This window comes from Sulfuriflexus sp. (assembly GCF_032250955.1).
Classification (GTDB): domain Bacteria; phylum Pseudomonadota; class Gammaproteobacteria; order AKS1; family AKS1; genus Sulfuriflexus.
The window spans coordinates 1-11516 of sequence record NZ_JAVVES010000077.1; the positions used below are offsets into that span (position 1 = coordinate 1).

At 56.2% G+C, this 11516-nt stretch carries 13 protein-coding genes; 6 read left to right on the forward strand and 7 right to left on the reverse strand.

The genetic code is table 11. The features are described 5' to 3' along the window. Window positions 1-249 precede the first annotated feature (249 nt). Window positions 250-660: a CBS domain-containing protein gene (locus tag RQ738_RS11870; protein ID WP_314165442.1), complete on the forward strand. Its 411-nt coding sequence runs from the start codon at window positions 250-252 to the stop codon at window positions 658-660. Here RQ738_RS11870 and recQ read toward each other — a convergent pair whose 3' ends face one another. Further along, window positions 661-2817, reverse strand: coding sequence for a DNA helicase RecQ (gene recQ, locus RQ738_RS11875; protein WP_314165443.1), 2157 nt, complete (start codon window positions 2815-2817; stop codon window positions 661-663). Window positions 2818-3268: 451 nt separating this feature from the next. Between recQ and RQ738_RS11880 the strand changes: the two genes are divergently transcribed. The 4 genes from RQ738_RS11880 (at window position 3269) to RQ738_RS11895 (ending at window position 6366) form a co-directional block, all read left to right on the forward strand. Next, window positions 3269-3655, forward strand: coding sequence for a glutaredoxin family protein (locus RQ738_RS11880; RefSeq protein ID WP_314165444.1), 387 nt, complete (start codon window positions 3269-3271; stop codon window positions 3653-3655). 5 nt (window positions 3656-3660) lie between these two features. After that, complete coding sequence (locus RQ738_RS11885) at window positions 3661-3912, forward strand: DUF3820 family protein (protein ID WP_314165445.1); 252 nt, start codon at window positions 3661-3663, stop codon at window positions 3910-3912. A gap of 201 nt (window positions 3913-4113) precedes the next feature. Next, window positions 4114-4881: a hypothetical protein gene (locus RQ738_RS11890; RefSeq protein WP_314165446.1), complete on the forward strand. Its 768-nt coding sequence runs from the start codon at window positions 4114-4116 to the stop codon at window positions 4879-4881. Window positions 4882-5058: 177 nt separating this feature from the next. Next, the gene (locus tag RQ738_RS11895) at window positions 5059-6366 is read left to right on the forward strand and encodes an MFS transporter (RefSeq protein WP_314165447.1); all 1308 of its coding nucleotides are present in this window, start codon (window positions 5059-5061) and stop codon (window positions 6364-6366) included. Between the two features lie 77 nt (window positions 6367-6443). On the opposite strand, the gene fabB is transcribed toward RQ738_RS11895, so the two are convergent. Together fabB and fabA are read right to left on the reverse strand one after the other, a co-directional pair. After that, on the reverse strand, window positions 6444-7661 hold the full coding sequence (gene fabB, locus RQ738_RS11900; protein ID WP_314165448.1) for a beta-ketoacyl-ACP synthase I: 1218 nt from the start codon (window positions 7659-7661) through the stop codon (window positions 6444-6446). Window positions 7662-7673: 12 nt separating this feature from the next. Beyond that, window positions 7674-8189: a 3-hydroxyacyl-[acyl-carrier-protein] dehydratase FabA gene (gene fabA / locus RQ738_RS11905; RefSeq protein ID WP_314165456.1), complete on the reverse strand. Its 516-nt coding sequence runs from the start codon at window positions 8187-8189 to the stop codon at window positions 7674-7676. A 203-nt stretch (window positions 8190-8392) separates the two neighbouring features. On the opposite strand from fabA, the gene purT reads away from it, so the two are divergent. Continuing rightward, entirely contained in the window at window positions 8393-9592 is a 1200-nt protein-coding gene (gene purT, locus RQ738_RS11910) for a formate-dependent phosphoribosylglycinamide formyltransferase (protein WP_314165450.1), read from the forward strand. A gap of 1 nt (window position 9593) precedes the next feature. On the opposite strand, the gene RQ738_RS11915 is transcribed toward purT, so the two are convergent. The 4 genes from RQ738_RS11915 to RQ738_RS11930 all read right to left on the reverse strand — a co-directional run bounded on the left by RQ738_RS11915 (window position 9594) and on the right by RQ738_RS11930 (window position 11347). Further along, window positions 9594-9806 (reverse strand): hypothetical protein, encoded by a 213-nt coding sequence (locus tag RQ738_RS11915; protein WP_314165451.1) that lies wholly within the window; start codon window positions 9804-9806, stop codon window positions 9594-9596. 8 nt (window positions 9807-9814) lie between these two features. Next, window positions 9815-10054, reverse strand: coding sequence for a YdcH family protein (locus RQ738_RS11920; RefSeq protein WP_314165452.1), 240 nt, complete (start codon window positions 10052-10054; stop codon window positions 9815-9817). Between the two features lie 209 nt (window positions 10055-10263). After that, the gene (locus RQ738_RS11925) at window positions 10264-10488 is read right to left on the reverse strand and encodes an RND transporter (RefSeq protein WP_314165453.1); all 225 of its coding nucleotides are present in this window, start codon (window positions 10486-10488) and stop codon (window positions 10264-10266) included. 157 nt (window positions 10489-10645) lie between these two features. Then, entirely contained in the window at window positions 10646-11347 is a 702-nt protein-coding gene (locus RQ738_RS11930; protein ID WP_314165454.1) for a transposase, read from the reverse strand. Window positions 11348-11516: the final 169 nt, after the last annotated feature.

Below are 11516 nucleotides of genomic sequence, written 5' to 3' on the forward strand. Positions count from 1 at the left end.
GCATCAATCAACCTGGTTACCTTATTTTCTCGAAGCTTACTGCTTGTCAGGCTTATGTTAACGGGACAGCAGTGAATCTTTATATTAAAAACGTATTCTCAAAGAGTATAGGCTCATGTGTCAAAGATGCCCCCGCCGTCCGGCCAGACTGACGCCGTTAGATATTTTTTAGGCCATTTCGCAGCAGATTGAGGTAAAGTAAAAGCTGTGCCGGCACTATCGTTTTCCCTATCGGCCAATGGGAGTTGCATGCTTGTCAAAGATCTAATGAGTCGTTTCGCCATCAGCGTGGAAATGGATGATACCCTGGCCGAGGTCAAGAAAATCTTCGATTCGGTTTCTTTTCATCACCTGCTGGTGGTTGAAAAGGGAAAGCTGTTTGGTGTGTTGTCCGACCGCGACCTGCTCAAGGCCCTGGGCCCCACTATCGGTACTCTGGCCGAAACAGAAAAGGATCTCGCTACCCTGCAGAAGAAAGTGCACCACGTCATGACACGCAAACCCGTTTCGCTACCTGCCGATGCTGATATCTATACTGCCATCGCCCTTTTTAACGAGAATAAAATTTCCTGTATCCCTATCGTCGAGAAAGATAAGCCAGTGGGAATTTTAAGCTGGCGTGATTTGATTCGTTTCCTCGGCAGTCTGAAGCGCGATTAATCAACCCTGATCCATGGATGCCTTCACACAGCGCAACACGGCATAGTCATGCTCGCCATTCAGTGCCTCGAACACCGGCTTCAGTTTGCTGCTGTCGTCACTGTGCTCAAGGACAAAGCGGATCGCGTTGAGCGCTTCCTCGTCCAGGCCGGTGACTTCCCTCACATCAGCCTGTCCCTGCTCAATGGCCCTGGCCAAATGATTCATGACCGTGCTCACGGTCAGGTCGCGCTGGCGGGCGATCTGCTCCGCATCCATGCCAACGCGAAACAGTTGCAGGCTCTCTTCGACCGTGTCGGTGGCCGGCGCATTTTCGGCCCCCAGATGTTCGGCAATCACGGCGAGGAAGTCTTCCGCATAGGCCTCGAGCTTGCGCTCACCGACGCCATTCAAACGCCCCAGTTGCTCCCGCGTCTCGGGACGGTAAGTGACCATTTCCATCAACGTGGCATCATGGAAAATGACATAGGCCGGCACCGACTGCTCCGCGGCGAGTTGCTGGCGCTTTGCCCGCAGTGCCTGCCAGAGGGCCTTGTCGGCCTCACCAGCAAACTGCGAGGCCTTGCGGTCCCGCGCAGCGGCGCCACCGCGCCCCTTGCCTGCCGGCAGCTTGCGCAACATGAGCTGTTGCTCACCGCGCAGCACCGGCCGGCAGGCCTCGGTCAGATGCAGACCACCATAACCTTCCAGGTCCACACTGAGCAGGCCGTGGGCGATCAACTGCCGGTAGAGGTTACGCCACGCCTGCTGGTCGAGTTCCTTGCCAATGCCGAAGGTCGTGAGCTTGTCGTGGCCAAAATCCCGGATGCGGTCAGTGTCCTTGCCCAGCAGGATATCCACGAGGTAATTGACGCCGAAACGTTGCCCGGTGCGGTGAATGCAGGACAGAGCCTTTTGCGCGGCCACTGTCGCGTCCCAGGTCTCGGGTGGCGTCAGGCAGGTATCGCAGTTGCCGCAGGGCTGCGTGAGGCTGTGATCATCGAAGTATTCGAGCAGCGCCTGTCGCCGGCAACGCGTCAATTCGCAAAAGCCGAGCATGCTGTCGAGCTTGTGCCGCTCAACACGCTTGTGGTTCTCATGCGCGACCGAGCCGGCCTGCATCTGCCGCAGCATGATGACATCCTGCAGGCCATACACCATCCAGGCATTGGCTGGCTGACCGTCGCGCCCGGCACGGCCTGTCTCCTGGTAATAGGCCTCTAGGCTCTTCGGCAGATTCAGGTGCGCGACAAAGCGCACATCCGGCTTGTCGATGCCCATGCCGAAGGCGATCGTCGCGACGATGATCACGCCATCCTCGCGCAGGAAACGCGCCTGGTTGAGACGCCGTTCTTCCGGCGGCAGGCCGGCATGATACGGCAGCGCGGTCAGGCCCTTTTGCGTCAGCCACCTGGCGGTCTCATCGACCTTCTTGCGCGACAGGCAATAAACAATCCCCGCGTCGCCGGGGTGCTCGTTATGCAGGAAACGCAACAGGCGCTCACGGGCATTGCCCTGGTTCTCGCTGATGCGGTAACAGATGTTCGGCCGGTCAAAGCCGCTGACAAACTGCTGCGCCTGCTGCAGGGCCAGACGCTCGACGATCTCGCGGCGCGTGACCTCGTCGGCGGTCGCGGTCAGGGCGATGCGCGGCACCTCGGGGAAACGCTCGTGGAGGATACTCAGGCGGATATATTCCGGACGGAAATCATGCCCCCACTGCGAGACACAGTGCGCCTCATCAATCGCAAACAGCGCCAGCCGCGAACGCGACAACAGGCCCAGGGTTCGTTCCAGCATCAGGCGTTCCGGGGCGACATACAGCAGGTCGAGCTCCCCGTCGCGCACCGCCTGCTCCACCCGGGAGGCCTCTTCCTGGCTCATGGATGAATTCAGGAACTCGGCACGCACACCGAGCTGCTGCAGGGCCGAGACCTGGTCCTGCATCAGCGCGATCAGCGGCGAGATCACCACACCCAGTCCCTCGCGCAGCAAGGCCGGGATCTGGTAACACAGCGACTTGCCGCCACCGGTCGGCATCAGCACCAGCGCATCGCCGCCAGCGGTGATCTGCCCGATGATCGCCTCCTGGGTAAAACGGAAGTCATCGTAACCGAAGACCCTGGCAAGGACCTGCCGGGCCGGGCTCAAGGCGTCATTGTGGGAAGAGTCAGGCATCAGGGCAGGCAGTCTCGGTCAGCACGCGATCAAGGTCAAGGTTTGGCAAAAAATCATTATTCCCCCTCACCCCCGCCCTCTGATAGAACAACTAACCTCGCCTAGGCTGTCAAACTACGACAGCCAAGGCAGTGGTTATCCCTCAGGGAGAGGGGGTAAGTCTCTTCTCCCTGATGGAGAGGGGGTAAGTCTCTTCTCCCTGATGGAGAGGGGGTAAGTCTCTTCTCCCTGATGGAGAGGGGGTAAGTCCCTTCTTCCTGATGGAGAGGGGGTAAGTCCCTTCTTCCTGATGGAGAGGGGGTAAGTCCCTTCTCCCTCAGGGAGAAGGTTAGGATGAGGGGATCAAATCAAAGCCTTTGTAATCAGGCACACAGCCGCGCTACACTTCGCACCCCGGCCGGCCCGCCTGCCACTCATACAAACAAGATTCACGTAACGCATACTGAGTATCATGAAGTTCATTATCCGCACCTTCTTCCAGATTATCCGCATCCTGCTTGGCCCGGTCATTTTATTCTGGGACCTCGTGACCACTCCGAAGGGCATCGAACGCCCCGAGATCGAACAGGACGAGATCGACCGCCAGACGAAAAACCTGGTCCTCTACCAGTTCCGTACCTGCCCGTTCTGCATCAAGGTGCGCCGCGCCATGAAGCGCCTGTCGCTGAACATCGAGATCCGCGATGCCCAGAACGACCTCGAGAACCGTGAAGCTCTCCTGCTCGGCGGCGGTACCATCAAGGTGCCCTGCCTGAAAATCACCGACAAGAATGGCGAGGTTCGCTGGATGTATGAATCCGATGAAATCATCGACTACCTGAAGCAGCGCTTCGCCTGACAACCATGGCCGGCGCAGATACCTCTGCTGATGACTTGCCCGGCGACCCCGCCCTGCTCCTGAAACTCGCTCAATACCGCATGCCGTTTGGCAAATATGCGAATCGCCTGCTCATCGACCTGCCCGAACCCTACGTGGTGTGGTTTGCCAATAAAGGCTTTCCCAACGGCGAGCTGGGGCAAATGCTGCGCATCGTGCATGAGGTGAAGGTGAATGGCCTCGAGTATCTTTTCGCGCCACTGCGCGAGAATGGATGAATGGAAAAGCGGCCAATCTAGAGAAAAAGTGATTCGCGGTTGTCCCGCTCACCTGCTAGGATTAAAAGATAAAACGCCCAACCAAGGAGTGAAGCCTGGTCATGATAAGTGAGTCGAGAGGGATAGCTGACAACCGGGAATTATTGGCATTAGATTTTGTTACTAACCTTCTTTATCTGGAAAGTAAAGAGTATAAATGAAATGAAGCCAGACCATTCATTCTGCAATCTTGCTGACTACCCAAAAGAATTTCTGCGCATTCTCACGAATGGTGTTTCCATACCTGTGACCTATAAGAAATCATGGAATGACGGGTTTGGTGCCCGGGGCTGGAAGCTGGATGTAACTATCGGCGACCCCGTCATCATCGCCTCCACGCGTGAAACAGGCGAGCAGATTAATACCTCTGTTTTTGTACATGACATTCTTGATCACCTATTATCAGGCTTTGCGGTCAGTGGTCACAGAAGCGAAGCAATGGCACTGATTCAATTATCGAAACGAACAAAGTCCAATCCCAAACCGGACTATGAGCAAATGATAAAAGAAGATATTTTGCATGGCAGAGTAAACGGAGAGACTTTAATGTCATTTTTGCCTGACAAACTCAAATGTTTATTGCCGCCCGCTTCAGATATGACCGACAAGGAAATAATGACTTTTTTAAAGGACCATGTCGGCGAACAAAATTTGATTAGTATACTTGTAGAACATTTCTTTAGCCTGGGTGTGTCTGGAGATGCGCATGCCACCAATAGCTGGTTAATTTCAGGATTAGACCCGAACCAGAAAAGAGAAACCGGCCTTGCCCTGCAGAGCATTTTTGAGATCATGGATGCCACCACTGAAAAGGAAAATATCGATATGCTTAGAGGCGCCATTCAAATAAGTGACCGGAAGATAAGCTTTGATTTAATCGGGACGAAGCTTCCGGCGTCACTCAACGGCCTGGCTGCAACCATAGATTAAACATTAAAAACCCTTAACAAGCAGCGTCAGGCTCAACCCGTTCGTCTATTTAGAACATAAGTTCAATACCCGATACCTCAATCTATCCAGTCCTGTATTTTTAACTCCATTAATCACTGGCTCAAAGACAAGAAAGCCACTACGATAATCGCTGTTTATTTATGACCTGTCATTGCCATGCACATTGATGAACAACGCCGCTTTCGCTGGGTGCGCACGAGCATCTACCTGATTCTGATCGTGTCTTATATGTCGGTGTATTTTCATCGCATGGCACCCGCCGTGGTGTCGGCCGAGCTGATGGCCACTTTCCATACCTCAGCAGCGGCGCTGGGCTCCCTGGCGGCCATGTATTACTACATCTACACCCTGATGCAGATCCCTGCGGGGGTGTTGGCCGATACGCTGGGCAATCGCGCCTCGGTGACGGCGGGGAACCTTATTGCCGGCCTCGGTTCGATCCTGTTTGCAATGGCGGAAACCTTCGAGCTGGCGTCACTGGGCCGCTTCATGGTCGGGCTGGGCGTGTCGGTGATTTTTGTCGGTTTGATGAAAAACAACACGGTCTGGTACCGAGACAGGATCTATGGGCTCGTTTCCGGTGTCACGCTTCTCATGGGCAACCTGGGTTCGGTGCTGGCGGCCCGGCCCTTGTCGGCCCTGTTGAATATCTGGACATGGCGGGAGATTTTTCTCGCCATGGGCTTCGTCTCGCTGGCCCTGGCCGTGTTGAGCCTGCTGTATGTGCGCAACCGGCCTGAAGATGCCGGCTTTCCCTCGGTGCGGGAAATGGATGGCCTGGCATCACATGCCGAACGCCATCAGCACTGGTTCAGGGATCTGCTCGCGGTGCTTCGGAACCTCGCCGTCTGGCCGGGCTTCTGGATCAACTTCGGCATGGCTGGCGGTCTGTTTGCCTTTGCCGGCCTGTGGGGGATCCCGCTGCTCAGGGACAGCTTTGATCTCGGCCGCGATGAGGCCTCGCTCTACACCACGATTACCCTGCTAAGCCTTGCCGTGGGCACCCTGCTGGCGGGCTGGCTTTCTGACCGCATTGGTTTACGCAAGCCGGTGATCCTCACCAGCGCCGCGATCTATATGCTGGCCTGGCTGGCCTTGATCTATGTGCCGTGGCAACCGGGCATGCTGGCCATGCTGCTGTTTATGCTAATCGGTCTTACCGGCGGTGGCTTTGTGCTGACCTACCCTTGCGCCAAAGAGGTCACGCAACCGGCCCTTTCCGGCATGGCTATCAGCCTGGTAAACACCGGCCTGTTTCTTGGCGCGGCGATCATGCAGCCCCTGTTTGGCTGGGTGCTGGATCAGGGCTGGGACGGCGCAACCGCCGCGGGGATCAATGTTTATAGCTGGCAAAATTACCAGGATGCCATGTCGCTCATGCTCGGCTTCGCAACCCTCGCCTTTATCGGTGCCTTACGCATAAAAGAGACCCGTTGCCATAACCTGACACTGCAGCGCGAGTAGTCACAACGCTGCAGCAACAATAAAAAACGGGCCCAAGGCCCGTTTTTTAAATCCTGCTAATCCTGTCCAATTAGCTTTTAATCTTTCAGTCGCCCGAAGATCAAGGTTGCATTCGTGCCACCAAAGCCGAAGCTGTTCGACATCACCGTGTCGAGCCGGGCATTGTCGACACGTTCCATGACAATAGGAATACCGGCGGCGGCCTCATCGAGTTCGGTGATGTTGGCCGAGGCGCTGATAAAACCTTCCTGCTGCATGAGCAACGAGTAGATGGCCTCGTTGACGCCAGCAGCGCCGAGGGCGTGTCCGGTGAGGGACTTGGTGGAGCTGATCGGCGGGATCTTGTCGGTAAAGACATTCTTCACGGCCTCGAGCTCTTTCATGTCCCCGGCCGGGGTGCTCGTGCCGTGGGCGTTGATGTAGTCAATCGGTGCATCGACCGTGCTCATGGCCTGTTGCATGCAGCGCATCGCACCTTCGCCTGACGGTGCGACCATGTCATAACCGTCGGAGGTGGCACCGTAGCCAATCAGCTCGGCATAGATCTTCGCACCACGCGCCTGCGCGTGTTCGAGCTCCTCGAGCACGATGCAACCACCGCCACCGGCGATCACAAAACCGTCACGGTTGGCATCGTAGGCTCGCGAGGCAGTCTCAGGGGCATCGTTATACTTGGAGGACAGCGCCCCCATGGCATCAAACAGGTCAGTCATGCTCCAGTGCAGCTCTTCGCCGCCACCGGCGAACATGACATCCTGCTTACCCATCTGGATCTGTTCATAGGCATTGCCTATGCAGTGCGCGCTGGTGGAACAGGCGGAGCTGATCGAGTAGTTGATGCCCTTGATCTTGAAGGCAGTGGAAAGACAGGCCGAGGTCGTGCTGCCCATGGTGCGTGTGACCATGTACGGGCCGATACGCTTGAGGCCCTTCTCGCGCAGGGTGTCGGTGGCAATGACGATATTTTCATTGGAGCCGCCGCCGGAACCGGTAATGATGCCGGTACGCACATTCGAGACCACGTCTTCCGGCAGGCCGGAGTCCTCGACGGCCTCACGCATGGCCAGGTAATTGTAGGCCGCGGCATCGCCCATGAAGCGTTTCAGCTTGCGGTCAATGAGTTCAGCCGGGTCGATCCTGACCGGCCCATGCACATGCGAGCGAAAGCCGAGATCGGCGTACTCTTGCGAAAACTCGATACCCGAACGGCCTTCACGTAGTGACTCCGTTACTTCCCTGGCGTTGTTGCCGATACTGGAAACTATGCCCAGGCCGGTGACGACGACACGTCTCATACGAAACCCCTTTTAGAAATCTTCAGTCGATGTGAACAGACCAACACGCAAGTCCTTGGCGGTATAAATCTCCTTGCCATCGACTTCCATCGAGGCATCGGCGATCCCCATCACCAATTTACGCATAATGACACGCTTCAAATCGATACGGTAGCTCACCAGCTTGTTTTTCGGGGTGACCTGGCCGGTAAACTTTACCTCGCCGGAACCGAGCGCCCGTCCACGGCCCGGGCCGCCCTTCCAGCCGAGAAAAAAGCCCACCAGCTGCCACATGGCATCCAGGCCCAGGCAGCCCGGCATGACCGGGTCGCCCTCGAAATGGCAGTCGAAAAACCACAGGTCGGGGCGGATATCGAGCTCGGCGATGATCTGGCCCTTGCCATTGGCGCCACCTTCGTCACTGATATGCGTAATGCGGTCAAACATCAGCATCGGCGGCAGGGGCAGTTGTGCATTGCCGGGACCCAGCAACTCGCCATGCCCGCTTTTCAATAGTTCTTCCCGGTTAAAGGAGTTCTTGTTACTTATATCTATCACTGAATCAACCACTTAACTCTCCGAAACGTATTTGGCCCGGCTTTCCGGCCGGGCCGCTAAATTCTGCCCTATAGGCTACCACATCGCAGCCGCCGCGCCGATAACCCGGCGGTGTGACTCGCGCTGACAATTCCCATGCACACGGCGAAACGATCTTTTATCATAGCCGACCGTCTAATAATAAGGTGACCTGCATGCAACTCGGTACCCCCCTCTCGCCCGGCGCAACCAAAGTCATGCTGCTCGGCTGCGGCGAACTCGGCAAGGAAGTCATTATTGCCCTGCAACGCCTCGGCGTCGAGGTGATCGGCGTCGACCGTTACGAAAACGCCCCCGGGCACCAGGTCGCCCACCGCGCCCACGTCATCAACATGGCCGACCCGCTCGCCTTGCGGGCACTGGTCGAAGAGGAACGCCCGCATCTCATCGTCCCCGAGATCGAGGCCATTGCCACCGATGAACTGGCGGCTATCGAAAGGGACGGGCTCGCCACCGTGATCCCGACCGCACGCGCCGCGCAACTGACCATGAACCGCGAGGGCATTCGCTGCCTGGCCGCCGATACCCTCGGCCTGCCAACCTCGAGGTACGCCTTTGCCGAGTCGCGTGCCGAACTGCAACAGGCCATTGACGGCGGCATCGGCTACCCGTGCATCGTCAAGCCGGTGATGTCTTCCTCCGGCAAGGGTCAATCGACCCTGCGCAGTGCCGAGGACCTGCAAACCGCGTGGGATTATGCCATGAGCGGTGGCCGGGTGCAGGGCCTGCGCATCATCGTCGAGGAGATGATCGACTTCGATTACGAGATCACCCTGCTGACCGTGCGCGCCCTGGGTGCGGATGGCGAAATCGAAACCCACTTCTGCGAGCCCATCGGCCATCTGCAGCAAGACGGTGACTATGTCGAGAGCTGGCAACCACAGGCCATGAGTGAAACCGCGCTGGCGCGCGCGAGAGAGATTGCCCGCGCAGTAACCGGCGAACTCGGCGGCCGCGGCCTGTTCGGTGTTGAGTTATTTATTAAAGGTGATGATGTCTGGTTCAGCGAGGTCAGCCCGCGCCCTCACGATACCGGCATGGTGACCATGACCACGCAGTTACAAAACGAATTTGAACTCCATGCCCGCGCCATCCTCGGCCTGCCGGTATCCACTGCACTGCGCAGCCCCGGTGCCAGCGCCGTGATCTACGGCGGCATGGATGCAAAGGGTATTGCCTTTGCGGATGTGGATCGCGCCTTGCAGATACCGCAGACCGACCTGCGCCTGTTCGGGAAGCCCGAGGCCTTTACGCGCCGGCGCATGGGTGTGGCCCTGGCCTGGGCGGACGATACCGACACGGCCAGGGCGAATGCCCGACAGGCCGCCGCCAGGGTGACCCCGGTCAAGGCCTGAGTCAGGAGATCTCGGCGATGCGTTTCTGGATCTCGGTCAACTCCTCCGCGGCGATCCTGGCGATACCCGCCAGCACCTCGGCGTTCTCCAGCTGCAAGGCCTGTTCCTCTGTGTCGCGATCCAGCCCCTGGCGGTAGTCATTTTCAATCGCCTCGAGCCTGGCGCGAAGTTCGTCGCGTCGCGCGACCAGTTTCTCTAATTCATCTTCAGCCATGCTGCCCCCTATGCCTGTTTAATGATGGTCAGGAGCTCATCCTTGAGAGCCAGCCGTTTCTTCTTGAGTGTTTCAAGGTAGTCATCGGCGGTGGTCTCAATGCCCTCCTCGATACGGTAAATTTCGTCATCCAGTGCGTTGTATTCATCATGAAGTTTACTGAAATGCGCATCGTCTGCCTTCAGTTTATGGATCTGTTCCTTGTATTCCGGAAACTCTGTTGCCAGATGGTGGTGTTCGCCAAGCATGATTCACTCCTCAAAGATAAACGTTATCTGTTTATAGTCTAGTTTATATACGGCTTACTGTTCCATGAGCAAGATCAAGGTAATCCTGTAAAGACACACATTGAACACGTGTTAATCCCTGTCACTGGTCATCGGTGGTTACAGGCCCTACAATCCCGGCCACGAGCACTATGCCGCGCCACCACCGGACTGGGCGAGTGAGATCGCGGTTAGCTGTTCTTCGTAGTTCCCATACGGATCAGTTTCAGGAACAACAGCACCCACGGCGTGCCGTGCATAAACAGGTCAAAGATGTCGATGGGCTTGCTCAGTGTGCCGGCGGCGAGCATTTTCAGTTTTTCCCAGACATGCGGTTCCGGCATAAACGGCGCCAGGCCGAGCAACAGGGCGATGATGACGAGTGTCGTGAGCGAGATCTTGTCTAACCATTTCATAAGCTAAAACCTTTGATTATTTAAAAGCCCAACGCAGAGGCGCAAAGACGCAGGGAACGCGAAGCATCAAGCTATACTTTTCGAAACTTTGTGTACCTGGTGGTGAAAAATGACCATAAACAGGTTGAATGAATAAAGGGGACGTAGGGATTATTTTTTAACCACCTTCCTCGTCTTTCTTTTTCCTCGGCCTGCCGCGCTTCATTTGTCCCAGCTTGATACCGTATTTCTTCTCAATCTGTTGCCGAAATCGATCATCACCCACCGGTTGACAATAATGCGCTGCCTTACGAATCCGGTGCAAGTCAGTCTCGCTGAACTGATAGTTGAATAACTCCCGGTAAGCATGACAGCGCGTATCACGCGTCTGCCCCAACCGCAGATATTCCTCATGGGGCGTTAACCAGCTCACGTCGCCCCAGGCATTGACACCATAGCTCGACCAGTGATATTCCTCGGGCCGGGCCACCATGCCGGCTCTGACCGGATTCAACTCAACATAGCGATGGCAGATTAGCAGGTATTTCTCGGACTGGATTAAGCTGGGCCGATGGCGGCCTTCCCAGAGTGTCCCGGTCCGTTTATAGCGCCGGTTGATGTATTGGGCGTAGCGACTTCCAACCACCTTCGTGGCGTTGGATATCGCGGTGGGTGTGTCGGGCGTCACCAAAAAATGGATATGGTTGGTCATAAGACAGTAGGCATGCACCGCCACACCATAGCGCCTGGATACTTCCTTCCAGAGTTCCAGATAATACTGGTAATTCTCCGGCTCGATAAAACAGGCTTCCCGATTATTTCCCCGTTGCACGAGATGATACGGCAACCCCGGCAAATACGTCCGTGCGGTTCGTGGCATGTGCAACTCCTTTGCGATGCCTGATAGTACTATGTATTTATTATTAGAGAATAATAGTCAAACACATGACATTGGTCAAAGTTTAATCCCTATGAGGTTCCCCCAATAAAACGGACGATTTAATTACCGGTAGCTCGTTCTTCGTACTCCACCGGCGTCATATATTGTA